The organism is candidate division WOR-3 bacterium (genome assembly GCA_016926475.1).
In the GTDB taxonomy this organism is placed as follows: domain Bacteria; phylum SDB-A; class SDB-A; order SDB-A; family SDB-A; genus JAFGIG01.
Window position 1 is genome coordinate 58,151 of sequence record JAFGON010000040.1, and the last position, 25,648, is coordinate 83,798.

The 25,648-nt window shown below is 41.3% G+C and carries 25 protein-coding genes and 1 tRNA gene; 11 read left to right on the forward strand and 15 right to left on the reverse strand.

Translation table 11 applies throughout. The annotated features are described in order from the left end of the window. Nucleotides 1-27: 27 nt before the first annotated feature. Entirely contained in the window at nt 28-1,116 is a 1,089-nt protein-coding gene (locus JXA84_04175; protein ID MBN1150403.1) for a T9SS type A sorting domain-containing protein, read from the reverse strand. Nucleotides 1,117-1,304: 188 nt separating this feature from the next. On the opposite strand from JXA84_04175, the gene JXA84_04180 reads away from it, so the two are divergent. After that, a complete protein-coding gene (locus tag JXA84_04180; GenBank protein ID MBN1150404.1) occupies nt 1,305-1,511 on the forward strand; it encodes a hypothetical protein in 207 nt (68 codons plus the stop codon). 78 nt (nt 1,512-1,589) lie between these two features. Beyond that, nucleotides 1,590-1,871, forward strand: a complete 282-nt coding sequence (locus JXA84_04185) for a hypothetical protein (protein ID MBN1150405.1) — start codon at nt 1,590-1,592, stop codon at nt 1,869-1,871. Between the two features lie 14 nt (nt 1,872-1,885). Here JXA84_04185 and mnmA read toward each other — a convergent pair whose 3' ends face one another. Beyond that, nucleotides 1,886-2,953, reverse strand: coding sequence for a tRNA 2-thiouridine(34) synthase MnmA (gene mnmA / locus JXA84_04190; protein MBN1150406.1), 1,068 nt, complete (start codon nt 2,951-2,953; stop codon nt 1,886-1,888). Nucleotides 2,954-3,227: 274 nt separating this feature from the next. Here mnmA and JXA84_04195 point away from each other — a divergent pair, with 274 nt between their 5' ends. The 4 genes from JXA84_04195 to JXA84_04210 all read left to right on the forward strand — a co-directional run bounded on the left by JXA84_04195 (nt 3,228) and on the right by JXA84_04210 (nt 5,233). Continuing rightward, the gene (locus JXA84_04195; GenBank protein MBN1150407.1) at nt 3,228-3,845 is read left to right on the forward strand and encodes a hypothetical protein; all 618 of its coding nucleotides are present in this window, start codon (nt 3,228-3,230) and stop codon (nt 3,843-3,845) included. A 114-nt stretch (nt 3,846-3,959) separates the two neighbouring features. Then, nucleotides 3,960-4,490, forward strand: a complete 531-nt coding sequence (locus tag JXA84_04200; GenBank protein MBN1150408.1) for a hypothetical protein — start codon at nt 3,960-3,962, stop codon at nt 4,488-4,490. Between the two features lie 14 nt (nt 4,491-4,504). After that, nucleotides 4,505-4,873 (forward strand): hypothetical protein, encoded by a 369-nt coding sequence (locus tag JXA84_04205; GenBank protein MBN1150409.1) that lies wholly within the window; start codon nt 4,505-4,507, stop codon nt 4,871-4,873. Between the two features lie 24 nt (nt 4,874-4,897). After that, complete coding sequence (locus JXA84_04210; protein MBN1150410.1) at nt 4,898-5,233, forward strand: DUF3795 domain-containing protein; 336 nt, start codon at nt 4,898-4,900, stop codon at nt 5,231-5,233. On the opposite strand, the gene JXA84_04215 is transcribed toward JXA84_04210, so the two are convergent. Beyond that, nucleotides 5,228-5,827, reverse strand: coding sequence for a DUF1211 domain-containing protein (locus JXA84_04215; GenBank protein MBN1150411.1), 600 nt, complete (start codon nt 5,825-5,827; stop codon nt 5,228-5,230). The genes JXA84_04210 and JXA84_04215 overlap by 6 nt on opposite strands. 156 nt (nt 5,828-5,983) lie before the next feature. Between JXA84_04215 and JXA84_04220 the strand changes: the two genes are divergently transcribed. Next, complete coding sequence (locus JXA84_04220) at nt 5,984-8,461, forward strand: valine--tRNA ligase (protein ID MBN1150412.1); 2,478 nt, start codon at nt 5,984-5,986, stop codon at nt 8,459-8,461. Here the strand turns inward: JXA84_04220 and JXA84_04225 are convergent. Further along, complete coding sequence (locus tag JXA84_04225; protein ID MBN1150413.1) at nt 8,451-9,449, reverse strand: response regulator; 999 nt, start codon at nt 9,447-9,449, stop codon at nt 8,451-8,453. The genes JXA84_04220 and JXA84_04225 overlap by 11 nt on opposite strands. Beyond that, nucleotides 9,446-12,676: a response regulator gene (locus JXA84_04230; protein MBN1150414.1), complete on the reverse strand. Its 3,231-nt coding sequence runs from the start codon at nt 12,674-12,676 to the stop codon at nt 9,446-9,448. Before JXA84_04230 ends, JXA84_04225 begins: the two co-directional genes overlap by 4 nt. 88 nt (nt 12,677-12,764) lie before the next feature. Between JXA84_04230 and JXA84_04235 the strand changes: the two genes are divergently transcribed. Then, nucleotides 12,765-12,841, forward strand: a tRNA-Val gene (locus JXA84_04235). 146 nt (nt 12,842-12,987) lie between these two features. On the opposite strand, the gene rsxA is transcribed toward JXA84_04235, so the two are convergent. From rsxA to JXA84_04285, 10 genes are all read right to left on the reverse strand, one after another. After that, nucleotides 12,988-13,566 carry an electron transport complex subunit RsxA gene (gene rsxA, locus JXA84_04240; GenBank protein ID MBN1150415.1) on the reverse strand — a complete coding sequence of 193 codons (579 nt, stop codon included), beginning with the start codon at nt 13,564-13,566 and terminating at the stop codon, nt 12,988-12,990. A gap of 9 nt (nt 13,567-13,575) precedes the next feature. Next, on the reverse strand, nt 13,576-14,184 hold the full coding sequence (locus tag JXA84_04245) for an electron transport complex subunit E (protein ID MBN1150416.1): 609 nt from the start codon (nt 14,182-14,184) through the stop codon (nt 13,576-13,578). Further along, nucleotides 14,181-14,768 carry an RnfABCDGE type electron transport complex subunit G gene (locus JXA84_04250; protein MBN1150417.1) on the reverse strand — a complete coding sequence of 196 codons (588 nt, stop codon included), beginning with the start codon at nt 14,766-14,768 and terminating at the stop codon, nt 14,181-14,183. Before JXA84_04250 ends, JXA84_04245 begins: the two co-directional genes overlap by 4 nt. Next, complete coding sequence (locus JXA84_04255; GenBank protein MBN1150418.1) at nt 14,768-15,865, reverse strand: RnfABCDGE type electron transport complex subunit D; 1,098 nt, start codon at nt 15,863-15,865, stop codon at nt 14,768-14,770. The genes JXA84_04250 and JXA84_04255 overlap by 1 nt, the downstream gene beginning before the upstream one ends. Then, entirely contained in the window at nt 15,865-17,190 is a 1,326-nt protein-coding gene (gene rsxC, locus JXA84_04260; protein MBN1150419.1) for an electron transport complex subunit RsxC, read from the reverse strand. The genes JXA84_04255 and rsxC overlap by 1 nt, the downstream gene beginning before the upstream one ends. Further along, complete coding sequence (locus JXA84_04265; GenBank protein MBN1150420.1) at nt 17,190-18,041, reverse strand: ABC transporter permease; 852 nt, start codon at nt 18,039-18,041, stop codon at nt 17,190-17,192. Before JXA84_04265 ends, rsxC begins: the two co-directional genes overlap by 1 nt. 55 nt (nt 18,042-18,096) lie before the next feature. Next, nucleotides 18,097-18,792, reverse strand: coding sequence for a cell division ATP-binding protein FtsE (gene ftsE, locus JXA84_04270; protein ID MBN1150421.1), 696 nt, complete (start codon nt 18,790-18,792; stop codon nt 18,097-18,099). Further along, nucleotides 18,789-19,715: a transketolase family protein gene (locus JXA84_04275; GenBank protein ID MBN1150422.1), complete on the reverse strand. Its 927-nt coding sequence runs from the start codon at nt 19,713-19,715 to the stop codon at nt 18,789-18,791. Before JXA84_04275 ends, ftsE begins: the two co-directional genes overlap by 4 nt. A gap of 4 nt (nt 19,716-19,719) precedes the next feature. Further along, on the reverse strand, nt 19,720-20,541 hold the full coding sequence (locus JXA84_04280; protein ID MBN1150423.1) for a transketolase: 822 nt from the start codon (nt 20,539-20,541) through the stop codon (nt 19,720-19,722). Nucleotides 20,542-20,743: 202 nt separating this feature from the next. Further along, a complete protein-coding gene (locus tag JXA84_04285) occupies nt 20,744-22,474 on the reverse strand; it encodes a phospho-sugar mutase (GenBank protein ID MBN1150424.1) in 1,731 nt (576 codons plus the stop codon). Between the two features lie 75 nt (nt 22,475-22,549). Between JXA84_04285 and JXA84_04290 the strand changes: the two genes are divergently transcribed. The 3 genes from JXA84_04290 to JXA84_04300 form a co-directional block, all read left to right on the forward strand. Then, a complete protein-coding gene (locus tag JXA84_04290) occupies nt 22,550-23,695 on the forward strand; it encodes an aminotransferase class I/II-fold pyridoxal phosphate-dependent enzyme (GenBank protein ID MBN1150425.1) in 1,146 nt (381 codons plus the stop codon). Between the two features lie 24 nt (nt 23,696-23,719). Then, complete coding sequence (locus JXA84_04295; protein MBN1150426.1) at nt 23,720-24,547, forward strand: ABC transporter permease; 828 nt, start codon at nt 23,720-23,722, stop codon at nt 24,545-24,547. Then, a partial coding sequence (locus tag JXA84_04300; GenBank protein MBN1150427.1) for an ABC transporter ATP-binding protein occupies nt 24,544-25,648 on the forward strand: 1,105 nt, incomplete at its 3' end. The genes JXA84_04295 and JXA84_04300, both read left to right, overlap by 4 nt.

Below are 25,648 nucleotides of genomic sequence, written 5' to 3' on the forward strand. Positions count from 1 at the left end.
ACCCCTGAATACTTTTAGAAAAGCTTCTCACCTCATTAAAATGATTTTTTGTGTTTTTGAAAAATCTTCTGTTCTCAAGCTTGTAAAAAGAACCCCTTTTGGCAGGTCTCTGACGTCGAGAGAAACTGAATGCGTGCCTTCTGAAAATCGGCCTTCTTCGACAGTTCTGACAAGCCTGCCTGTTACGTTGTATATGTCGATTGAGACTGTGCGGGATACCGGTAAAGTGAATTGAAATTCAAGGTTTGAGCCCCTTTTTTTTACATCAAATGTGTAATTCCCTGAATTAACCGCAATTTCTTCCTGGACGGAGTTAGGCGCAAGTTCGTATATGTAAATGGTGTCGTTTGTCCAGCATGAAACCCATAGCCAGTCTATTGTGGAGTCGTACGTCATCCCTGCAGGATAGGAAGCGGGATTTGCCTGCCACTGGTTTATCCAGGTGGATGATGAAAAATCCCATTGGTTGATGTAGTTTGAAGCGCCGCCGCTACTGCCGTCGCAAGCCCAAATTTGACCGGTATTCACGGGAACGTAGCAAAGACCCATGGGCCTGACTTCAGGGGTGTAGTAGTTGGCAAAAATTGTATCAACTTGGCTTCCCGTGGTGACGTCGTACGCTACTATTATGTCGCTGTTTCCGAAAGTCCCCCAGAGGTAAGTGCCGTCCCAAGCTAAATCGAACAGGAAACCCGAACCGTATGAAAATGAAGAAATAACTCCCATTGTCGATGTGTCGATTTTATAAATCATGCCGCTTGAAAAATCGGAATGCCAGAGATAAGAACCGTCGAAAGCCAAACCGTAGGGGCTTGCTCCTGGAGTTGTATAAGTCCCAAGGATTGCTCCTGTGGTGGGGTTGAGCTTGTAGATTTTTGCACCGTTTGTACTGTTGCCGTCGCCGCTGTTAGCGCACCAGAGGTTAGTTCCGTCAAAGGCGAGACCTCTCGGTGCTCCGTCAGGTGCGGGGATTGAATTTATTAGCACCGAATCTGGAAAGGTCGGTGTTGTGTTGCTGACATCGACGAATGAGCCTGTCGTCGCGTCGAATTGAAGTGAGAAGAGGTTGAGGGACATAAACAACATCAGTAAAACAACCAAATACCATCTTGTCATGTTTCCTCCTTTTTTTGCAATTTTCAACAATTGAACAACTGCTTTAAAGATTATAGAACAATAACCTGAATTTTGCATATTTTTTATGCAGAAAAAATTTCGACAACTCAAAAGAATTGTTGTACCGTTTTCTGTTACCGAAATTTGTTTTTCGATTGTCTGTCAAAAATACATGGAAAGGATCAGCAATGAGAAAAAAAAGCCAATACCGCAAGCTTCCTGTTGATCTATCTGTCAGGAATATTGTTATCAGCCCAAGCCCTGGCTTTTGTAACGTCAGCATTTTCGGATACGTTTTCATGGCTCTTGAATTTATTGGATTTGTTCTCGGTGCCGGTATGCCGATCAATTACCTGAGGTCGAAAAATTATTGCTCCGAGTGCGGATATTTTTAATTAAAAAACACGTTCTAAGTGTTTTTTGCATTGGAAGGGGATGTACTTTTGCAGGGCAGTAAATAAGAAAAGTTTAAAATGATAGGGCACAAAGAGAAAGTTCTCAGAAATGAATTTGCACGAAAAATAAACATGCTTGTAGATAAATCTCTTGAGGAGAACGTAAAAACACTCAAGGCAATTTCCGGTCAGGGTAAACCAAGGTCGTTTTTCTATCTTGCTTTTTCGTTTATTGCGTGCCCGAAATGCGCTAAACACTCCATTTATACAACCCTTTACTCAATGGGTGCTGAACAGTGCACAATGACGACACAGGCAATGGAGCACGTTGCATTGATAGCAAAAAAATTGTTTGGTTGAAATTCTTCTCCGGTTTAACTGTCGTAGGCGATAATACCGCCTCCTATCACGGTGTCGTCATCGTAAATTACCGCGGACTGCCCTTCAGCGATACCTGGTTCAGGGCAGTCAAGTATTATTTTAACCAGGTCGTCTTCCTCAGCGTAAAAATAACACGATGAACCCCTGTGGGCAGCCCTCAATTTTACCTGAGCTTTTTGCTCGCTTTTGTCTGGATTAGCTGACAGCCAGTTGAACTCTTTGGCGTAGAAAATTCTTTTCAAAGATTCGTTTCTCGTTCCGACCACAATTGAGTTATTTTTGGGATCAATGGAGACTACGTAAAGAGGCTCGGAATGGGCAATCTTCAAACCGTGGCGCTGTCCCACAGTAAAATTCCACGTGCCCCAGTGGTATCCGAGAAGCGTTTTGTCTGTGTCAAAAATCCCCCCTTTTTTTGGGGGTGTGTTTAACAAATCCGAATACTTTCCTGAATAAAAATCCTGGCTTTCCGGTTCGGACCAGGAAGAGAAGCCGTTATTTCTGGCTATCTCGACCGTCTCCTCCTTCAGAAGTCCGCCAAGAGGGAAAAGAGTTCTTGAGAGCTGGTTCTGATTAAGGCTGTAGAGAAAATACGATTGATCTTTTGAAAGATCCCTGGCTTTTAGCAATTTATAATTGCGGCCGTTTTCATCGAATTCAATCTTTGCGTAATGGCCTGTGGCAAAACAATCGGCTCCAAGTTCAGCCCTGGCTTTTTCTGCTAGAAACCCGAACTTGATTTTACTGTTGCATAGAACGCAGGGATTGGGCGTTCTGCCAGAAAGATATTCGGACCTGAAATTCGAAAGAACGACATCGGAAAATTCTCGGGACAGGTCGAAAGTTACGCTCTCAATACCTATAATTTTGCAGGCTTCGTGAATTTTCACTGCCCTTATATCTTTATTCTGTCCAAAGCATGTGTTTTTACTTGAATCAGCTTTCCCCGAAACGCCCCATACGTTCATGGTGACGCCGACGACTTCGTGGCCACCCCTGCTGAGGAGAAACGCCGCCACGGAAGAATCTACACCTCCGCTCATTCCCACTGCTATTTTCATGGGTTCCTTTCTATCTTTGTTTATATATCACAATGATAAATGTTCAAATACTTTCAAAACAACCCTATAATTTTCGAAGGCTTGTTTTTATGAAAAAGGGTTTGTATCAACCCCTGTAACGCCCTTTTTTATAGGGTGGCATTCTACGAATTGTTTTGCAATCATTATGTCAGATTGTAAAATAAATGGGGAAAGGGAAAAATAAAATTATATGAGCTGGTCTGTAAGAAAAAAACACATTACTGATTATAATAACGATAGCGTGGTGTCTTTTGTGACGTGTCCCTGGTGCGGCACAATAGAGACTGAAACAAGGACAAACTGTAAAAATTGCGGCGGACCTCTTCCTGTATTGAGGACTGTTTTTATTGATGAAGACGAGGAATTCCTGTTTGATCCCCCGCCACTTCCACCAAGACAAATATCCGACAGCTACGTGAAAAAAATCGCTGCTTCGAATGCTTTGTTCATCATGAGTTTTGTGTTCAGTATTGTCGGTGGTTGTTTTGGTTTGGTAGGTTTTATTTTGACGATACTGCTGATCACCGCTGTAATCGGGATTCCATTTTTGATCTTGGGAACAGTTATTTTGGTGTTCGGGATTTTTACGCTTAAGAATCAATACGAACTGGCAAAAGAAAAGGTGAATGTTTTGAGAATAGGCGAAGCTACTGAAGGAAAAATAGCAAGTTATGAAGAAAACAAAAATATCACGGTCAACAAAAAACACCCCAAAATTATCAAGTATGAATTTTTTCTAAATTACATCAAATACACCGGTGAAATTACCACATACAAAGATTTGTCGCATTTATACTATGAAGGAAAAAAAGTATGGATTCTTTACATGCCGGAAAATCCAGAAAAAAACACTTTGTACCCTCACCCCTGAAAAAAGTGGTATAAATGAAACCTCTTCTCAAAACGAAAATATCTGAGTTTAATAGACGGTAACCCTCAATAATTTGATGTTGAAATGCCTAATTAAATATGAGAACTTATATCAGTGAATAAAGATTTCGTTTGGTATGCCGCCTATGGATCAAACCTGTGTTTCCAGAGGTTTATTTGTTATATCAAAGGAGGCAGGCCTTTTTTCGGTGAATCGGAAAACACCGGATGCGCTGACAGAGAAATTCCAAATGAAAACAGACAAATTGAAATTCCTTTTTCGATGTATTTTGCTTCCAAGAATGATGGTTTAAAAAGCATAATGTGGGGAAGAGGAGGGGTAGCTTTTCTCGACAAGAAAAACAGGGGTTTGACCTACGGCAGAATGTGGAAAATTAAACAAAATCAATACGAAGAAATCAGAAAACAGGAAAGTCTTTCTTTATACGACGAAGAAATCATCCTGGGGTATGATCTAAACCGTTTACCGATCAAGACAATAACCTCGTCATCAAAAATCGAATTTACCCTAAAGCCTTCTTCAGGCTATTTGATGACAATGACAAGAGGTCTTTGCCAGACCTATGGATGGTCGGGTCAAATTTTACGCCGGTATTTTGAAAATATTGAAGGTTATAAAAATTAAAAATCGGAGGTCTTATGGCCAATATGTTTGATGCCGACAAAGACGGCTTTGACGCTTTTTACTCATTGAAAATATTTTTGGGCGTCTGTCTCGTCGCGGGTGCCGTATTGGCGTATTCATGGGTTTTCGTGAGCGTGTACAAGATATTTTCCAATCCTCAGAATATTGCTCCCTTCAAGCAGATATTTCCGGCTACAGAGGAAGGGGTCAGGATTGAAATTGAAAACAATGACTTAGTTTTGCCCGAAAGCGTGGTTAATTTTATGGCTTATCTGGTGGCGATTTTCTTGCTTCTAATAGCAGTGAAAATCGGCGGTGAAATGCTGTCAAAAGGGTTTTATTTATTGATACCGCCGAAAAAACCTCAGTCAAAACAAAATTAGCCCAAAGGTGGAAGCATGAAAAAAATGATCGGATGTTGCGGATTGGTATGCTCTGAATGCCCCGCTTATATTGCCACCATTGAAGACGACGGCGATAAAAGAGAAGAGACGTCGAAATTGTGGTCGAAAATTTACAATTCAGAGATTAAACCCGAAGACATCAATTGCCTCGGATGTCAGCAGAAAAACGGAGTATTATTCAGCTACTGCAGTATTTGCAAGATAAGAAGCTGTTGTTTCGACAAAAAAATAGAAAACTGCGCTCATTGCTCTTTGTTTTCTTGCGAAAAGACAGAAGAGTTTTTCTCTTACGCTCCTGAAGCCAAAAAGAACCTCGATGAAATAAAGCGAAAATTATAAAAACATCACCAAGGGAATAGTCACGTAGACAAAAGTACTGTATTGAGGTGACAAAAAAGACAGTATTATCGCCAAAGAAGATAAAGCAGACAAAATGAGAACTCTTCTTTTGGTCTTGTTGAAGTTGAAATTTTCATACTCCGGCTTCAAAAGAACTCTATTTTTGTGGACTATATAAAGTTGTATGAAAACAAGAATATTCAGCGTCAGTATATGTATGTTGAAGAAAAAAGCGGAAATGAAATATGAGCCGTGATCATCAATCAGTTCGGTTGAAAAAGGTACGAGAGCGGAAAATAGAAGAAAAATGATCACGGTGAGCATCATAGAGGGTTTAACTTTCTGCAGTTTTTCGAAAATGGAGTGGTTTAAAAGCCAGAATAATCCAAGTATGGCAAAGCTTATTATGTAGTTGATCAACTGAGGATAAACATAAAGAATGAATTTGTGAGTGACTTCGTCGGTCTCAAAAGATTTTAAATCAGGAATTTCAATGCTCAACATCAGAAACGTCATCGCTATGGCGTAGATTCCGTCTATCAAGGTTTCTATTCTGCCGGTATTGTATAAGACTGTTTCATGATTTTTCGGCAATTTATACCTCCCTCAAACGCTTAAATTCGATTATAGTTTTTCAAGTTCGACAAATCAAGACTCACTGTTTTCTAATTTGTTTGACAAAAAAAAACATTGCATATAACCTTAATTTGCTTTTTTAAAACCGTAATTCTCACATAACAAGAGGTAAAAATGCACACAAGAAAAAACTACGACCCCTTCGAGACAGAAAAAAAATGGAGTGAAATATGGAAAAAGGAAAAAACTCATGAATTTGATTTTTCTTCTTCCAAACCTATATATTCTGTAGATACTCCTCCTCCTACAGTATCCGGAAGCCTGCACATGGGGCACATATTCAGTTACACTCACACCGATTTCCAAGTCCGGTTTTTTAGGATGAACGGATTCAATGTATATTACCCAATGGGTTTTGATGACAACGGGCTTCCTTCAGAAATATTGACTGAAAAGAGTTTGAATATTAAAGCCGAAGATCTCCCAAGAGACGAATTCGTCAAAAAATGCCATAGGACATGCTCCGAATTTGAAGTTTTGTACGAAAATCTTTGGAAAAAAATGGCACTCAGTGTCGATTGGAATGAAACTTACACGACAATCGACGATAAGACGAGGAGAATATCTCAAAGATCTTTTTTGGAACTGCTCAAATCCGGTAGGATTTATTACGGTGAAGAACCGGTGATGTGGTGCAGAAAATGCGGTACGGCAATCTCTCAGGCGGAAATTGAAGAAAAGAATTTCCAGAGTAAATTCAACGATATAGCCTTTAAGGTTGAAGGCATGAATGACCTTGAGATTTCTACGACAAGACCCGAACTTCTTCCCTCCTGCGTCGCAGTATTCGTCCACCCCCAAGACGTTAGATACAAAGGATATGTCGGTAAAAGGGGTGTTGTGCCTGTTTTTGGGCAAAAAATCGAAATTATGTCCGATGCCGCCGTCGACATGGAAAAGGGTACAGGAGCCGTGATGTGCTGCACTTTTGGAGACAGACAGGATATTGAATGGTGGAAAAACAAGGGTCTGGAGCTCCGCATTTCTATCGATGAAAAGGGGCGCATGAACAATTTAGCGGGAAAATTCAAGGGAATGGAGATAGACCAAGCCAGGGAGAGTATTTTGGAAGAAGTCCAGAAAAATGGCTGTCTCCTCTCGCGAAGAGATGTAGTTCATCTGGTCAACACCCACGAAAGATGTTCGACTCCAATTGAGTTTCTGTCCAAGAAACAGTGGTTTTTGAGAGTAATGGACATAAAAGAAGAACTCATCAGAAGAGCAGATGAGATAAATTGGTACCCGAAATTCATGAAGAATAGATACGTGGATTGGGTACAAAATTTAGCGTGGGACTGGTGCCTTTCTCGCCAAAGATTTTTCGGAGTGCCTATTCCCATTTGGCGCTGTTCTGAATGCGGAGAGGTAATACTGCCAGATTATTCGGATCTTCCCGTCGATCCCATTGTCACAAATCCGCCGGTTGAAAAATGCCCTAGATGCTCATCTTCAGAGATAATACCTGAAACTGACGTCATGGACACCTGGGCTACATCGAGCTTGACTCCACAAATAAACGCGAAATGGAGGGAAGAAGACGAGAGAAAAGGTTTTCTTCCCATGGACTTGAGACCTCAGGCTCACGATATAATAAGAACTTGGACTTTTTACACGATAGTCAAAAGTCATCTGCACAACAACTCAATTCCCTGGAAAAATATTGTGATTTCCGGTTTTGTGACCATCCCTTCACAGGATTCTCTAAATGTCAATGTGAAGGGAGGCAAAAAGACTTTTAAGTCCGAGAAGCTTTCAAAATCCAAACACGGAGACATAGCTTCTCCTGAGAAACTTCTTGAGAAATACGGCGCTGATGTCATCAGATTCTGGGCGGCTGGAGCTTCTCCGGGGATGGACTTTCAGCTGAAAAATATGGAAGAAATAGACTATGGTAAAAAAGTTGCCACTAAAATATGGAATGCTTTTAAATTCATGTCGCTGCACTTAAAAGGCTACAAACCGGGTTTTCCAGAAAACCTTGAAGTCATGGACGAGTTTATTCTTATGAAGCTCTCTGAAGCCATAGAAAAGTCGACCGAATTTTTCAATTCATACGATTTCAGAATGGCTCGAAATACAGTGTTGGATTTTTTCTGGAGGGATTTCTGCGATTATTATTTGGAAATAGTAAAGGACAGGCTTTACAACCCTCAGACGAGAGGTGAAAACGCCACGAATTCAGCTAAGTGGACTGTTTACAATGTCGGGAAAAATGTTTTGCTGCTTTTCGCGCCTTTTATGCCGTACCTTACCGAAGAAATCAGCAGTTTACTTTTCTGTCCCGAAAATGATTGGAAAAGCATACATCTGGCTTCATGGCCCGTTGGGATTCTTTTAAAAGACAACGAAAAGGTTTTGGAGACAGGTCAAATGTTTTTTGAACTCTTGGGTCAGGTTAGAGAGTACAGAGGCGCCAAAGGGATGTCTCAAAAAGAGGATATTGAAAAAGCGTCGATAGTATCAAACCAAAAAAATATTGAAAATTTTAAAAGAGTTCAAGACGACTTTTCAGCCGTGAGCAGAATAAAAAATATCGAATTGAAAGCCGAAGAAAGCGTGCAAGGGGCAAAAATGATGAACGTTATTCTTTAAAGGCTTTGGCTATTACGATGAAATGAGCTTCACACCTTAAAAATGCCTCTACTACCATAGGGTCGAAATGTTTTCCTTTGTTCTGTAAAATAATTGTTTTGGCTGTTTCGTGGCTGTATGGTTCCTTGTAAATCCTCCTTGAGACCAAGGCGTCGTAAAAATCGGCAAGAGCCACTATTCTTGCAGACAGGGGAATACCCTCACCCGACAAACCTTCCGGATAGCCTGTCCCGTCGTATTTTTCATGATGGTATTTGGCTATTTCAGCGCTCATTTTCAAATATTTTGCTCTTGGTGATTTGTTGTATGCTTCGATTAGAGTATTGAAACCTATCAAAGTGTGGTTTTTCATTTTTTCATATTCGGTATCGTCTAATTTTCCGGCTTTTAAAAGAATTTTGTCGGGTATTCCTACTTTGCCAATATCGTGAAGAGGGCTTGTCAGGTATATTTCTTCGATAAAATTTCTGTCAATTTCCTGAGGAGGATTGGGTCCCTTGGCAAGAGATTCAGCGAGAGCTTTGGAGTAATGCCTCATCCTTTCAAGGTGGTTGCCTGTGTCTGTGTCACGGGATTCGGCGAGTTTCGCGAGCGAGAATATTACGATATCTTTGGTTTGAAGATGGAGAACCCTCTCGGCTGACTTGAGTCTGACTAATATTTCATCTTTGTTGAAAGGTTTTATAATGTAATCATCAGCTCCCGAATCCAGCCCTTTGACAATGTCCTGTTTTTCTCCTCTTCCCGTGACGATGATAATGTAAGTGTATTCATCTCCTTCGCTTTCTCTTATTTTAGAGCAAAGTTCCAGGCCGTCCATCAGGGGCATGTTCCAGTCCGTGATCACGATGTTTGGTCTTTCCCTCCGCCAATTCTCCCATGCGGAAATACCGTCTGAAGCGACAATTACCTCGTAACCGAAACTTTTGATGAAAAATTCGAGAGTCATTCGACCTGTGAATTCGTCGTCCGCTATCAGTACTTTCATGAGTTTATCTTATCTTTTTCAAGTATTTTATCCCAGTTGATGTTTCCGGATTCCGCGATAAAATCGTCAAGTGCCTTTTTTAGTTCTTTCAGCAGATTCACGCAGGCTTGCAAGTCATTGTTCAATGCTGAAACTTCGATATTTTCAGACAAGAAACGAATTTTTTCAGCTCCTATGTAAGATGCGCCTCCTTTTATCGAATGAGAAATTCGCGAAGCGTTTTGGAAATCAGACTTTTCAAAGCATTCAGACAGTGTTACGATTTCATTCGGGGTCTGTTCAATGAAGATCTCCACGAGTTCTTTGAGCATATTCTCTTGTTCCGAATACCTTTTCAGGGCTTCAACAATTTTAAAATTTTCTGAGTTGGACAAGTTGCTGAATCTGCTGACATTGTCTGGATCATTCTTGATTTCACCCAAAACCCATTTTTGCAAAGAATGTTTGATATCTTTGACCGTGACCGGTTTTCGTATATAGTCATTCATCCCCCGGGAAATACATTTTTCTTTGTCGTCTTTGTTGATGTTTGCTGTGAGTGCTATTATCGGAGGTTGGTTGCAGGTTTCACCGAGTTTTCTTATCTCCTCGGCAGCTTGATAGCCGTCCATCTCGGGCATTTGTATATCCATGTAAACTACGTCAAAAGAACTACCGGACAAAAATATCTCCAGAGCTTTATTCCCGTTTTCAGCGGTTTCTACCCGACAACCTAGTTTTTCAAGCATTGTTTTCACTACTTTGCAACTGATCAAGTTGTCTTCCACAAGAAGAACAGTGAATGGGTATTTGTCTGAAAATTCGTCGACAATTTTTTGCTTTTTGGTTTGGATAAAATTTTTAGTTTTGGATGTTTTTTGAGTTTGATCTTGATCGAGAGCCTTTTTTACAGCAAAAAACAAATCAGCTCGGCTGACTGGCTTGGAAAGATAAGATGAAAAACCTGAAGCTAAGAAAAGGTTTTCATCGACGAATTTTCCTACGGAAGACATCATGATCAGGGAAATTCCGGCGATTCTTGGATCTGATTTGATAGCTCTTCCCAAAGCTTCTCCGTCCATTTCCGGCATCAAGTAATCTATGAGAGCAAGTTTATACGGGTTGCCTTCGTTGAAAGATCTGTAAATTGCCTTCAAAGCTTCCAAAGCGTTTGAAAAGATGTCGAATTTCATATTCCAAGTCTGCAGGAATTCAGAGAATATTTTTAGGTTGATTTTATTGTCGTCCACCACCAGAACTTTTATCTCTTCAAAAGAAGGGTCTTGCAGTTTCTCTTGAACATCGCTTTTATCGATCAGAAGGTTGAAAGTGAAAAAAAATTCGGAACCTTTTCCTTGTTCGCTGATGACTCCAATTTTACCATGCATGAGTTCAACCAATTTTTTTGCAATGGATAACCCAAGGCCAGTGCCTCCGTATTTTCTTGTGGTCGAGCTGTCAGCTTGGGTGAAGTTTTCGAAAATGACGTCAAGTTTTTTTTTCGGAATTCCTATGCCTGTGTCTTTGACTGTTACTTTAACCTTTACATTCTCTCGCGAGAGGTTCTGAAAGCAACAATCCACGAGAATATAACCTTTTTCGGTGAATTTAACCGCATTGCCGACTAGGTTGAAAATAATCTGTCTCAATCTGTTTTCGTCTCCGATAAAACGAGTAGGCGCGTCAGGATCGTATCTTATTATCAATTCGATATCTTTGTCATAAGCCAAAGACCTGAAGGATTCAAGCGTTTGAACTATTACTCGTTCAAGGTTAAAAGATTTTTTTTCGATTTCAATTTTTCCGGCTTCAACTTTAGAAAAGTCAAGAATGTCGTTGACTATGGAAATCAGTGTTTTTGAAGAAATTGCCGCCATACGGATATAATCTTTTTGTTCTTCTGTGATTTCAGTGTTTTCTAACAAATTGAGCATTCCGATAATCCCGTTTAGAGGGGTTCGGATTTCATGGCTCATATTTGCCAAAAATTGACTTTTGGCTTTTGTGGCTAACTCTGCTTCTTCTTTGGCCGTTTTTAGTTGGTCTTCAAAAAGCTTTTGCTGTGTGATATCCATCGCAAGTTCATACCTCAGCCATCTTCCGTCCGGCCATTTTATCGCTTTGTTGAAATTTTTATACCATTTCCCTGTTTTCTCATTGAAGTGAATCCACTTGTATGATTTTTCCAAATTCTTGCCGAAAATATACTTGTTCGGGCAAAAATCGCAGGGTTCATCTTTGTTGTTAATCGCCTTGTAGCACTTTTGCCCTGTCAAATCGCCGAAATGGTTTTTCAATGTCTTGTTTGAAAAAACAAATTCATACGTGCTGGGGTCAAGCACGTAAATGATTTCTTCAATGCTGTCGAAGACGGAAAGAAGCTGATCGTGTTCTCGTTTGATCTCTTTTTCGGATTTCAGCCTTTCTGAGATATCCCTCGAAAGAGAAAACAAAACTTGTTTTCCCTGCCAAATTCCCTTTTTTACGGAAGTTTCAACGGGAATATAAGATCCGTTTTTTGCCATCAAAGACAGTCGCCATATTCTGCCGTTTTCCGAAATCATCTTTTTGAAAATTTTTTCCGACAATTTTCTCTGGTTTTTCGGGTAGATTTGATGGACTTTCATCGTGAGCAGTTTCTTTTCCGAGAAGCCGAGTTTTTTGATCAATTCCGTATTGGCTTTTATGATTTTGCCTTCAAAATCTATTATGCAGATAAGGTCTTTTAAATTGTTTAAAATGCTGTTTATTTCATTTGAATAATGCCCGATCTGTAGTATATTTTTTGAAATTTCTGTGGAAAATAGGATCAGTATTTTTGAAACATGTACGTGTGGTTCAATAATACGTATAGATTTATTTTTTTCAGTTTTTTTAACAGCGACAAAAAACAAAATTTCTGATTCTTCAAGCTCTATAAATGGGAATAAGAAGACTTTTTGATTATTTTTTATGTCAAAACAAAAAATGTCCCCGGCCAGTTTTTTCTCTCTTTGAGGGAGTTTTGAAAATTCAGACTCGATAATTTTTCCAAGTCTTGACGGAAATTTCGTGAAAATGTGGTTAAAACCTGATCTGTCGGTTGCCAAAAAACCCGAGTTGTAGCTTTTATCGATTGAATTCACGGATTTAACCGTTTTTTTTACAATTTCAGGAGGTGTAAGAGGCGATGAAAAAAAATAATTCAGAATATCTGCGGACACCTGCAATGAGGTTGCTTTTTCAGCGGTCTTAGTCGCCCTTCGCATTTTAAAATTATACCACTGGAAAATGAATTTGAGTAGGTATGAAAAAAAACTTTATAAAGACAATAATTTCTGATACATTTCCTTTTCCGGGCGGATAGTTCAGCTGGTCAGAACGCCTGCCTTACACGCAGGAGGTCACAGGTTCGAATCCTGTTCCGCCCACCAAAAAAACTGTTTGTGCTCTTTAAACCCTCTTTTCACTTCAACTTCATGGTTTGATGACATGAAGTTTTTCAACGCGACTATCAATATAATATTGAAAAAGCCCCCGGTTGGACAGGGGCTGAAGGTTTATTAGAGCTAATCGATCATTAGACGTTTACGAGGGCGGAAAAACCCATGAAAGCCATTGAAAGAAGAGAGGCGAGAATCAGATTAAGAGGAGTCCCTCTGAAAGGAGCCGGAGGATCTGCTGTTTCAAGCCTTTCTCTGATGCCTGCCATTATCACGAGAGCCAGGGTAAAACCTATCCCTGCCCCGAGAGCGTAGACAAGAGATACAGCGAGAGAATATTTCTTGAGAATGGAATCGATAGCTATACCGAGGATCGCGCAGTTGGTGGTTATCAAAGGAAGGTAAATCCCGAGAGAATGATAAAGGGCGGGGACATTTTTTTTGAGAATCATTTCCACGAGCTGGACGAGAGATGCTATGACAAGGATGAAAGTTATAGTTTGTAGGTATGAAATTCCAAGCGGGTTTAAAACATAGTTTTGAAGTGGCCATGTGACGCTGACAGATAAAACCATGACGAAAATGACGGCAAGCCCCATTCCGATTGCGGAGTCGATTTTTTTACTTACCCCGAGAAAGGGGCAAATTCCGAGAAATCTGCTGAAGACGAAGTTGTTGACGAGAGCGGCTGAAATGAATATAAGTATAAAGATCATTTTGTCACCTCATTTCCTCTTGGCTGTGAAAAGGTTGACAAAAGCCATCATAAGACCCAACATCAAAAAACCACCCGGTGGAAGAATCATGATGAGCATTGAATTATTCTGGTAAGATTGACCGAGTATATTTATTCCCAATACTGTACCATTGCCTAAAAGTTCCCTTAAAGAACCGAGGATGAAAAGTGTCAGAGTAAACCCTATGCCCATCCCAAGTCCGTCTAAAAACGATAAAAAGATGTTGTTTTTTGAAGCGAAGGCTTCAGCTCTTCCGAGGATAATGCAGTTGACGACGATAAGAGGTATAAATAGTCCGAGAACTTTGTATAACTCAAGAAAATAAGCATTCATGACCAGTTGAATTACTGTCACGAAAGAGGCGATGACAACTATGAAGATGGGTATTCTGACTTCGGAGGGCACAAAATTCCTTATCAATGATATGACTATGTTTGATCCAAGCAAAACGGCTGTCGCGGCTATCCCCATAGCCAAGCCATTTTGTGCGTTGGTTGTGACAGCCAGTGTTGGACACATCCCGAGGACGATCACGAGAACAGGATTTTCTATTATTATTCCTTTCCAAAATTCGTAGAGAGGAGTGTTTTTTTTCATCTTGATTCCCCTGTGTTCAATGAATCTACAAGATGAAGACTTTGGTTGACCGCGAAACAGACCGCGCGAGGAGAAATAGTGGCGCCGCTGATCGCATCAATGTCTCCACCGTCTTTTTTTACAGATAAAGCGCCGTTGACTAAAATCGAGTTGTCTAAAGATTTTCCGGAGAACTGTTCCCTCCAGGTTGAATCGATGACTTTGGCTCCGAGACCGGGAGTTTCGCTTTGGCTGAGTATTTCTATTGAAGTTATTGAATTGTCTTTTAAATCGATTCCTGTCAGCACGGTTATTTTTCCTCCGTAACCAATGCCGGTGTCTTCCAAGGCGATACCGACAGTGTCGCCATTTTTCAGTGCGAGATAACCTTTTTGGATGGTGTCGCCATTTTCTGTCACGAAATAATATGGAGCGTTAATTGGATTGTTGTCCGGTTCGAGAGATTCGAAAACACTTTCGATTTTAAGCCCTTTCTGGATTATCTCGGCTTTCTGGATCGGCTCTTTTGTAACACTGTAAACAATCGCCAGGAGTGAGCCGCATATAACGGTAACTATCGTGAGTGAAAATACCAGTTTAAGCATCACGCCTCCTTTGTGCCGAAAATTTTAGGCTTGATGTATCTGTCTATAAGAGGAGTGAAAGCGTTCATTATCAATATCGAATAACTTACTCCCTCTGGGTACCCTCCGTAGGATCTGATCACTACAACCAGAATTCCCGCTCCCAAACCAAAAATTGCCTGGCCTAAGTTGGACATTGGAGAAGTGACCATGTCCGTTGCCATAAAGAAGGCTCCAATCATCATGCCTCCTGTTATGACAGCGAAGACGGGGTTGCCAGTGAAGAAACCTTTATGTCCACCGAGAATCCAAGCCAAAACACCAACCGTGAGTATGTAGGTCAAGGGCAGTCTCCAATTGACTATTTTCATAGCACATAAAAATACCCCTCCGAGCAGCAGGAGAAGAGCAGAAGTCTCTCCTATGCAGCCTCCTGTGTTTCCGAGAAAAATATTTTTCAAGGAATCCCACTTATAAAGAGAGGCTACGGAGCCTTCTGCTTTAGCTCTTTGCTCGTCGGTGGAAGCAGGGTTGGAGAGAATTCTCTTGGCGTCTTTCATGACTCCAAGCGGGGTTGCGGCGGTGACCGCGTCAAGTTCTTCTTGTGTAAGTGTTATCTGAAGATTTGACCTTAATACATCCGCCGAGAAACCTGACGAAGTGGATTTGGAAATTACGGGAGCTGTCCAGCTTGCAGTCATGATGGTTGGATAGGCGGCGACGAGAAAGGCGCGACCGATAAGAGCTGGGTTGAAAATATTGTGACCCAGACCACCGAATATCATCTTGCCGATCAGAATAGCTACAAAAGAACCTACAACCGGTATCCAAATTGGAACTGACGGAGGTAAATTAAGAGAGAGAAGCAATCCTGTCAAAGCCGCGCTTCCGTCAGTAAGGCTTTTCAAACCTCTTTTTCGCAGCAGTTCGGCGACAGCTTCAGCCGTCATTGCTGAAATGACTCCTGTCAGCATTAAAAACCCGGAGTAAGGGCCAAAGAAAAATATTGATGCGATGGAAGAAGGCACCAGTGCAGCTATAACGAGAAGCATTATTTTTCTTGTGGTATTTGAGCCTTTTATATGAGGAGAAGAACCGAGTTGAAATCCGTTTGTCATTAAGCACCTCTCTTTTTCTGAGCGATGATAGTATTTTTCGCAAGTCGTATGAGATGAACAAGGTCTATGCCGGCAGGGCAGACAAAACTGCAGGAGCCGCATTCGATGCAATCCATTGCGCCGATCTTTTTGGCGGTTTCAATGTCTCCGATCTTGGTTCTCTGGGCTAATTCAAATGGCATAAGGCCCATGGGGCAAGCAGAGACGCACTTGGAACATCTAATGCAGTTTGTTTCTGTTTTTTTCTTCGCCTCGGATTTGTTCAAGACAAGAATTCCTGAAGAACCTTTAAGGATGGGAATTTCATCTGTTCTCTGGTTTATTCCCATCATGGGTCCTCCCAGAATCAATTTTCCGGGTTCGCCATTGTACCCTCCAAGAAACTTGATTATATCGCTGACAAATGTACCTATAGGCACGTTAAGGTTGGCTCTCTTGACAACGGCTCCAGTCACCGTAGTCACTCTTGTTACAAGAGGCATGCCATTATAGACAGCGTCGTAAAGAGCGGCGGCAGTTCCTACGTTTTGAACGAGGACGTTGACGTCGACTGGAAGACCGCCGGAAGGGACTTCCCTTCCGGTAATCGCATTTATGAGTTGTTTTTCAGCGCCTTGCGGATATTTGGTCTTCATGACCTTAACTTCTATCCAATCTTCCTTTTCGCAGATTTTAGTCCATTCTTTGATAGCTTCGGGTTTGTTGGATTCAATTGCTATGTAAGTTTTTTTTGCTTTGCATGATTTCATCATGAGTTTCGCGCCCAAGAGTATTTTTTCAGGTTGTTCGAGCATCAATCTGTAATCAGCGGTCAGGTATGGTTCGCACTCGGCTCCGTTTAATATCAACCATTCATAGTATTTGTCTTTTGGGGGTATGAGTTTGACGTGTGTCGGGAAAGTAGCTCCTCCCATTCCGACTATACCCGATTTTTTCGCTATATCAGCTATGTCCTGGGGGGAGAGTTTATCAGGATTTTCGACCGGTTTAACCGATTCGTCGAGAGTCGAGTTTTCTTTGTCCGTTTCAATTATTACCGCAAGTCCTCTTCCGGTGACAGGATGGTTTATGTAATCTATGTCTTTAACTTTTCCGCAGGCACTGCTGTGAATGTTGGCTGAAATAAATCCCTGGGCTTCTCCCAAAAGCTGGCCTTTTTTGACGAGATCTCCCTTTTGAACCAAAGGCTTTGCGGGAGCGCCAAGGTGCTGAAGCAGGGGTATCGCGATGACAGGTTGAAGAGGAAAGTCGAATATGCTTTCGTTTTCAGAAAGCTCTTTTTTCTCGGGAGGATGTATACCCCCTTCAAAAGAGATTTTATTCATTAAGGTGCATCTCCTTTTTGAGTGTCTTCATCTATCCAAGGGTCGACGAGGTATTTTCTGAGAGCAATCCAACTGCCAAAAATCCCGAAAAGAAATCCTATAGCCGTCAGAATCGAAAACATAGCCAGTGTAGGAAACATGATGTTCGCCGCCCACTTTCCAAGCATCTTGATGGCAAAATACAAAGCCGAAGAAGCCAAAATTCCTGATAATATCCCGTGTATGCTTCCCTCCAAAAGAAATGGTTTTGTCACAAGAGAGTCCGATGCTCCAACAAGCTTCATAATTGCTATTTGTTCCCTTCTTGCGAATACGTTTAGTTTTATTGTGTTGGCAATTACGAAAATCGAAGCAATCGCTATTATTATCCCGGTGATTAGGTCTGCCATTACTATCGTTTTTATCCATCTGTCCAGGGTGTCAATCCAGATTTTTCCGTAGCTTATTTCTTCTACGCGACCCAGAGAGACATCAAGGGTATCCGAAATTTTGTGCGAGATGTTTTCGAGATATTCAGAAGTCCTGAATCCTACTGAAGGGTATACGATAAAAGAAGCGGGAAGAGGGTTGAAGTCTGGACCCAGCAACTCTGAAAACTCGGGAAAGTCGGTCTTGAATCTTTCCAGAGCTTCTTCTTTGTCTATGTAGACAACTGAATCCACTTCTTCGATCGAGGATATCAAATGAAAAAGGGTGTCTGTCCTCGCTTCGTAAACACTCTGAACTTTGTCCATGGGTATATCTTTAAGAAACACTTCAATCTGAACGTGCTTTTGGGCGATATTTATCAGGATGAGAAGATTTACGGTCAGTACGACAAAGACTCCGAATATAAACAAGGAAAGAGACATTACTCCTATACTTACAGAGCTCATGAGCTTATTTTTGAATATGCCTCTTAAGGCTTCACTTATTGTGTACATTTGAATTCATTCCCAGCGCAGATGAGTCGGCTATTATTTTTCCTCCTTCAAGCGACAGTACTCTGAAAGGAGTATTTTTGACGTAATCAAGCTCGTGAGTAGCCATTATCACTGTTGTTCCAGCGTTGTTTATGTCTTTAAGAATTTGAAAAATCTCTGCGGATCCAACAGGATCTACGTTTCCGGTCGGTTCGTCGGCGATGAGGACAAATGGATCTCTTACCAGGGCTCTGGCAATGGAAACTTTCTGCTGTTCGCCTCCCGAAAGTTGATAAGGAAACTGGTGTATTTTATGGGTCAGCCCGAGTGAAGCCAAAACCTGTGAAATTTTCTCTTTTATTATTTTCCTCGGAGTTCCCGTCACGAGTAGGACAAAAGCTATATTGTCGTAAACTGTTCTGTCTTCCATGAGTCTGAAATCCTGGAATATAACTCCGACTTTTCTTCTGAGGAGGTGGATCTGGTTTTTTGGGGTCCCCGGAATTCTAAAACCAGCGACTTGGATGTACCCCTTGCTTGGAGAAATGGCGCCGTAGATGAGTTTTAAAATAGTGCTCTTGCCGGATCCGCTCGGTCCAACGATGAATGTATAAGAACCTTGTTCTATGCTGAACGTCAGATCGTCAAGGGCCTTCCAGTCTTTTCTGTAAACTTTTATCACCTGGTTGAATTCTATCATCTGAAAAACTCCAGAGATTTTTCGAATATTGTTTTTTCATCGAGTTTGTAATGAGATAGAAGTTCTTCTTCGGAGCCTGACATCCCGAATTGGTTGTCTATAGCGACAAACCGCATATACGCAGATCTGTCTTTTGAGATTAGAAGCGCGATAGCGGACCCGAGTCCACCGTTTATAGAATGCTCCTCAGCTACGAGAACCTTCCCTGTCTTACTGGCGTAACAGGCTATAAGATCTTTATCCAGAGGTTTGATCGTGTGGACATCGACAACAGAAGCCTCGATCCCTTCAAGAGAAAGTTTTTCGGCGGCGAGAAGGCTCTGATAGACCATAAGTCCATGAGCAAAAATCGTCATGTCTGCGCCTTCTCTGAGAATTAAAGCTTTTCCAATTGACACGTTCTCGCTCTCTTTGTGAATTTCTGGCGCTTTGCCTCTGGGGAGTCTGAAGTAAAATGGACCAGGGGAGTTTGCGGCTTCTTTTATCAGTTCTACAGTAGATGTTGAATCGCAGGGAGAGACAACCCTCATGTTCGGAATGACCGACATCAACGCGATGTCTTCAATTGCTTGGTGAGAAGAACCGTCAGGTCCGACTGTTATCCCCGCGTGAGTTGCGACGAGTTTGACGTCAAAGTTGCCGTACGCGACCGTGTTTCTTATCTGTTCCCAAGCTCTTCCTGTCAAAAACATCGCGAAAGTGCTCGCGAAAACGGTGAAACCGCAGGTTGAAATCCCGGCGGCAGTGTTGACCATGTCGGCTTCAGCTACTCCCATGTCAAAAAACCTTTCGGGGAATGCAGCCGCGAAAAGAGCTGTCTTGGTTGACTTGGACAGATCGGCGTCTAAAACCGCAATTTTGTTGTTTGTCTTTCCGAGCTCTACGAGAGTTTTTCCGTATGCGTCTCTCGGAGAAGAAAACACGGGTTTATCCATTTAAGAGGTCCATAGCCTTTTCGTATTGTTCTTTGTTGGGTGCCACCCCGTGCCAGTCCACGCAGTCTTCCATAAAACTGACGCCTTTTCCTTTGACGGTGTGTGCTATAACTGCAAGAGGTGGTCCGTCTATAGCCCTTTGTGAAGCATTTTTGAGGGTGTTTAAAATCATCGAGTGATCGTGGCCGTCTATCTCAATTACGTCCCAAAGAAATGCTTTAAATTTGTCTGGGATCGGCTCGGGGCTCTTTACAGAGTGTATGTATCCATCTATCTGGAGATGGTTGTAGTCTATTATTGCAGTGAGATTTCCGCTTTTGTAAAAACCTGCGCTCATAGCGGCTTCCCAGATGTTGCCTTCCTCAATTTCACCATCGCCCAAAATCGCGAAAACTCGGGAGTCCTGTTTGAGAAGTTTTAAGCCCAAAGCCATACCGTGGGCTATGGATAGTCCTTGTCCTAATGAACCTGTGGGAGCTTCGACTCCCGGGGTGTCTAAATTGAAAGGATGACCATGAAGAGTTGAACCCAGTTTTCTTAAAGTCCATAAATCTTCTTTAGGGAAAAAACCGGCCTCTGACAAAACAGCGTATAGGGCGGGTGCCGCGTGGCCTTTTGACAGGACAAACCTGTCTCTTTGGGGCCATTTAGGTTGATCTGCCCTGTATCGCAGAATGTCTCCGAAAAAAATAACGGTCATTATGTCAATAACGGAGAGACTTCCTCCAGGATGACCTGATCCTGCGAGATATATCATGCGAATAATATCTTTCCTGAGTTTACACGACAGAGATTTCAAAGATTCAATTTCCAGAAATTCCCTCCGAGATAAAAATGAAAACTAAAAGATACAATTTTAATTTTTTACTGTCAAGTCCGATGGATTCACAAGTCTTTTTATATTTTCAATGTTTTAGAGAATAGATAGAATTGAAAAAAACAGCATTATTTCCGGTAATATGATTGATTGAATTAAAAAGTGTTGACAGAGGTCGATTTTAAAACTGATCTTGAAACTAGTGTTTTATTTCCAGATGGGTGAGATATTCATTTATGGAATTGTTCAGTTTTTTTTCCGTTTCAGTTTCGTTTTTTCCTTGTACAAAAAAATAAAACTTAATTTTCGGTTCTGTCCCGGAAGGGCGAGCGACTATTTTTGTGCCATTGTCAAAAAGAATGGAGATGACGTTTGATTTGGGGAGTTTTGTCTTGCCAATCAAATTTCCTTTATCATCGATAATTTTATTTTCAAAGTAATCTTCGAGAATTTTTAACTTGCCATCTGTTGATACTCTCGGCGGGTTTTTTCTGAGTTTGGACATTATACCATCGATATTTTCTTTGCCTTCCAAACCTTCGAATGTGAATGTCATCAGCTTTTCTCTGTGGACTCCGTATTTTCGGTATATTTTGTCTAATTTTTCCAGAACTGTCTTGCCTTCGCTTTTTGCGATTGAGGAAATTTCCGCGATAATAAGAGCGGCGTTGATGCCGTCTTTGTCTCTGGCGTGTGTCCCGATGAGATAACCGTAGCTTTCTTCTCCTCCGACGAGGAATTTCATCTCGGGTCTTTGATTTTCGAAGTTCGTTATCATTTCGCCGATGTATTTAAAGCCTGTTAGAGTGTTGAAAATTGGGGTCTTGTAGAAGTCCGATATAGACTGCCAGAGTTCGCTTGTAACTATTGTTTTCACGGTGTAAGGGTTTTTGGTTTTTTCGGCTTTTTTTGAAAGAACATGTTCAAAAATAAGAGCTCCGGTCTGATTGCCGTTTAGAAGGTAAAACTCGCCGTTTTTATCCCTGACGGCGAGCCCTATCCTGTCGGCGTCAGGGTCATTTGCTATGGCTATGTCGGCATCGATCTCTTTTGCCCTTTTAAGGATCAATTTCCATGCGCTCGGATCCTCTGGATTAGGGTATTGGACAGTGGGAAATTCTCCGTCTGGAGTGGACTGTTCTTTGACCGTCTCTAAATTTACAAAGCCGGCTTGTCTGAGCGATTCGGGGGCTATTCTGAAACCCGCTCCGTGGAGAGGGGAATAGAGTATTTTGACGTTTCTCCCGTTTTCCTGAGACATTTTTTTGTCGGTTAAAGAATTCAACAATTCCTCTTTGTAAGATTCTTCAACTTCTTGAGGTACTTTTTTTACGATTCCTTCTTTTAGGGCTTTTTCAAAATCAAAGGTCTGCACTTTATCGAAAGTAGTCTCTTTTACCTTTTCTAAAATTTCTCCGTCCTCCGGCGGCACAACTTGGCATCCGTCGTTTCCATAGACTTTGTATCCGTTGTATTCGGGAGGGTTGTGGCTCGCGGTTATGACTAAACCCGTCTTCGAGCCTAAATACCTAACGGCATAGCTCAGAAGAGGGGTTGGCGTCGGTTCCTCAAAAATATAGGCGATTATTCCGTTGGCGGCGAAAACAGATGCGGCTCTCTGACAGAAAATTTTAGAATTCCGCCTTGAATCGAAAGCTATAACAGCCGTTATCTCACCTGAATATCTGTTTTTGATGTATTGCGCCAAACCCTGAGTCGCCCTTCCGACGGTGTATATATTCATCCTGTTTGTTCCGACATCCATCTTGCCTCTCATTCCGCCTGTTCCGAATTCGAGGTCAGTGTAAAAGAGTTCTTTTAGAATACTCTGATCGGCTGAGTCGATTAATGATTGCACTCTTTTTTTTGTCTCTTCGTCGAAAGGGTCCTCTAGCCATATTTTTGCATTATCCAAAAAAAATCCGTTCATTTAAAACCTCCGGTGTTTATAATAGAAGATATACTCAGGTTGTGCTACAGTCAACGCCGTCATGAAAGGATTGAGATGAGATTGGGATACGGAAGGCAGTGGATAGACGATGATGATATTAACGAAGTTGTAAAAGTCCTAGAAAGTGATTTAATATCTCAGGGTTCAAAGATAGAAGAATTTGAAAATGCGATTCGCGACTACACCAGAGCCAAATATTGCGCGGTCTTTTCGAGCGGTACCGCCGCATTGCAGGTTGCGATTTCCGCTCTGGATTTGCCCTCCGGTTCCGAAGGAATAACCTCGACGATGACTTTTGTCGCGACAGTAAATGCCATGATTCACAACGGAATCAAGCCCATTCTTTGCGACATTGAACCTAAAGACTTCCTGATGGACCTTGAACAAGTTGAGGACAAGGTAAAGGACAAGACGCAAATTATAGTGCCTGTACATTTTGCCGGGCTTCCCTGCGACATGGAGAGTATCGACAGGATATCCATGCGAAGAAAAGGGAAAAAAATTCCTGTAATCGAAGACGCCGCTCACGCCTTGGGAAGCACATATTCCAGCGGCGCTAAGGTAGGATCCTGCGAACATTCTGATATGACGATATTTTCGTTTCATCCCGTAAAAGCGATAACAACCGGTGAAGGTGGCGCAATTACGACGAACGACGAAAAACTCTACAAAAGAATAATCGCCCTGAGAAACCATGGTTTTGAAAGAAATTCCGATGGTATAAACGAGATGAAGTATTTGGGCGGCAATTTCAGGATGACTGATTTTCAAGCCGCTCTGGGAACGAGTCAACTCAGAAAAATCGACAGGTTTGTCTTGAGAAGAAGAGAAATAGCGAAAATGTACAGAGAAAAGCTGGGAAAGAATTCTTTTGTGAAATTTCAGGATTCTCCCAGGGAAAAGAATTCTTCAATGCATATTATGGTCATGCTGTTTGATTTTGAAAAGACCGGTCTTGATAAGGACAAGTTCCGGGAAAAACTCAGAGAAAGCGGGATCTTTACCCAGATTCACTATCTTCCGGTTCACATGCACGAATACTACAGAGAAAGGTTCGGCTATAAAACCGGGGATTTTCCGGTTTCTGAAGAGTATTTCCGGGAAGCTCTTACCATACCTCTTTATCCCAAGATGACGGATGAGGAAGTTGAGTTTGTAGGAATTTCGATTCTTTCTTCTGTGGAAGAATTGTTGACATAAAATGTTTCACAAACAGGGAAATTCGTGAAAGAAAAGGCCATTATCACAAAAATAACGAGTAAAAGGGATTATTTTTTCTACTTCAAGGAATTGTTTAAATACCGTGAGTTGATATTTTTCATGACATGGAGAGATATTCTCGTTCAATACAAACAGACTTTAATCGGATTAGCTTGGGCTGTTTTCAAGCCGTTGACGACAATGCTCATATTTACTTTCATATTTGGTAAAGTTGCAGGTCTTCCTTCGGACGGAGTCCCATATCCTCTTTTGGTTTTGTCTGGATTGCTGCCTTGGCAATTTTTTTCAACCTCACTCACTCACTCTTCCTCAAGTTTAGTGTCAAACCGAGAATTGATTTCAAAGATTTATTTTCCGAGAATGATTTTACCTCTCAGTTCGTTCGGAGTGTCGTTGATAGATTTTTTGATTTCTTTGATTATACTTTTGGGTTTGATGTTTTTTTATGGAATGGGTTTGACTTGGAAATTGGTTTTTATTCCCATTGCAGTTTTGTTTTGTTTTTTGCTATCTACGGGATTTGGTCTTTTATTTTCATCCATAAACGTCAAGTATAGAGACGTCAATCATGCTTTACCTTTCTTTATTCAGTTAAGTTTGTTTTTGTCGCCTGTGGCTTACAGCAATAATTTGATACATGGCGAGTGGGGTTTTTTACTTTCGTTAAATCCTTTAACAGGGTTGGTAGAACTTTTCAGATGGTGTTTTTTTTCTGGTATTCGGATAAATTTATTTTCTGTAGCATTGTCTTTTATTTTTACGGCGGCAATATTTTTTATCGGAAGTGGGTATTTCCTGTTTTATGAGAGAAAATTCGCGGATGTGATATGAAAGCTATAAAAGTGACTGATTTGAAAAAAAAATACAGAATAGTAAGCTCCACGGAATCTAGATACGGAACACTTAGAGATTCAGTTGCGGAAAACTTCAAAAAAGCAGAAGAAATTTTAAAGAGAGGCAGATCAATTTTTAAAGATAAAAAAAGTGATTTTTGGGCTTTAAAAGGGATATCTTTCAACGTCAGTGTAGGGGAGAGGCTGGGCTTGATAGGAGCAAACGGCGCAGGGAAGACTACTGTACTGAAAATTTTAAGCCGTATAACCAACCCGACTGCCGGTGAGGCTGTTTTAAGAGGAAGGGTGGCTTCTCTTCTTGAGGTGGGGACTGGTTTTCATCCTGAACTGTCTGGCAGAGAAAACATTTTTATGAACGGTTCAATACTCGGCATGAAAAAAGAAGAGATTAAAAGAAGATTTGATCAAATAGTCGAATTTTCCGGAATAAGTGAATTTATTGACACCCCTGTCAAGAGGTATTCTTCGGGAATGTATGTAAGACTTGCGTTTTCCGTCGCCGCACATCTTGAATCTGAAATCCTTCTGATAGATGAAGTGCTAGCGGTAGGAGATGTCAAATTCCAGGAAAAATGTTTAAAAAAAATGAAAGACATAACAGGGGAAAGCGACAGGACAATCGTTTTTGTCACACATAATATGGCTGCTCTAAACAGATTTTGCGAAAGGGCGATGATTTTAAACAATGGCAGTTTGATTTTTGATGGACCGGTTGGTAAAGCTATTGAAAAGTATCTTTCTTTCGGGGATGAAGTCAGAGAGAAAATCGAATGGTCTGAAAGAGAAAGGCCTGGAAACGGGCAAATCAAGATAATAAGCATTGAAGTTCTGAATAGCGACTTTTTGCCCTCAAAGTCTGTTCCAATATCTCAAAATTTTCACGTTAGAATAGTCTACGAAGTGGCTATAAAAAAAGTAAAACCGCAATTTTCTTTGGTTTTAAGCGATAAAGGAGGGAATTGCCTTTTTGGTTCCATAAACAACACTGACACAGAATACTATGGTGTTCAATTAGACGAGGGCAGGTATAGCGCGACATGTCAAATTTACGGAAACCTTCTAAACGCAGGCGCTTATT

What these genes read in the sequence shown, in the direction of transcription:
- JXA84_04175 (MBN1150403.1), bottom strand. Translation starts at nt 1,116, where the DNA reads ATGACAAGATGGTATTTGGTTGTTTTACTGATGTTGTTTATGTCCCTC.
- JXA84_04180 (MBN1150404.1), top strand. Translation starts at nt 1,305, where the DNA reads ATGAGAAAAAAAAGCCAATACCGCAAGCTTCCTGTTGATCTATCTGTC.
- JXA84_04185 (MBN1150405.1), top strand. Translation starts at nt 1,590, where the DNA reads ATGATAGGGCACAAAGAGAAAGTTCTCAGAAATGAATTTGCACGAAAA.
- mnmA (MBN1150406.1), bottom strand. Translation starts at nt 2,953, where the DNA reads ATGAAAATAGCAGTGGGAATGAGCGGAGGTGTAGATTCTTCCGTGGCG.
- JXA84_04205 (MBN1150409.1), top strand. Translation starts at nt 4,505, where the DNA reads ATGGCCAATATGTTTGATGCCGACAAAGACGGCTTTGACGCTTTTTAC.
- JXA84_04210 (MBN1150410.1), top strand. Translation starts at nt 4,898, where the DNA reads ATGATCGGATGTTGCGGATTGGTATGCTCTGAATGCCCCGCTTATATT.
- JXA84_04220 (MBN1150412.1), top strand. Translation starts at nt 5,984, where the DNA reads ATGCACACAAGAAAAAACTACGACCCCTTCGAGACAGAAAAAAAATGG.
- JXA84_04225 (MBN1150413.1), bottom strand. Translation starts at nt 9,449, where the DNA reads ATGAAAGTACTGATAGCGGACGACGAATTCACAGGTCGAATGACTCTC.
- JXA84_04230 (MBN1150414.1), bottom strand. Translation starts at nt 12,676, where the DNA reads ATGCGAAGGGCGACTAAGACCGCTGAAAAAGCAACCTCATTGCAGGTG.
- rsxA (MBN1150415.1), bottom strand. Translation starts at nt 13,566, where the DNA reads ATGATCTTTATACTTATATTCATTTCAGCCGCTCTCGTCAACAACTTC.
- JXA84_04245 (MBN1150416.1), bottom strand. Translation starts at nt 14,184, where the DNA reads ATGAAAAAAAACACTCCTCTCTACGAATTTTGGAAAGGAATAATAATA.
- JXA84_04250 (MBN1150417.1), bottom strand. Translation starts at nt 14,768, where the DNA reads ATGCTTAAACTGGTATTTTCACTCACGATAGTTACCGTTATATGCGGC.
- JXA84_04255 (MBN1150418.1), bottom strand. Translation starts at nt 15,865, where the DNA reads ATGACAAACGGATTTCAACTCGGTTCTTCTCCTCATATAAAAGGCTCA.
- rsxC (MBN1150419.1), bottom strand. Translation starts at nt 17,190, where the DNA reads ATGAATAAAATCTCTTTTGAAGGGGGTATACATCCTCCCGAGAAAAAA.
- JXA84_04265 (MBN1150420.1), bottom strand. Translation starts at nt 18,041, where the DNA reads ATGTCTCTTTCCTTGTTTATATTCGGAGTCTTTGTCGTACTGACCGTA.
- ftsE (MBN1150421.1), bottom strand. Translation starts at nt 18,792, where the DNA reads ATGATAGAATTCAACCAGGTGATAAAAGTTTACAGAAAAGACTGGAAG.
- JXA84_04285 (MBN1150424.1), bottom strand. Translation starts at nt 22,474, where the DNA reads ATGAACGGATTTTTTTTGGATAATGCAAAAATATGGCTAGAGGACCCT.
- JXA84_04290 (MBN1150425.1), top strand. Translation starts at nt 22,550, where the DNA reads ATGAGATTGGGATACGGAAGGCAGTGGATAGACGATGATGATATTAAC.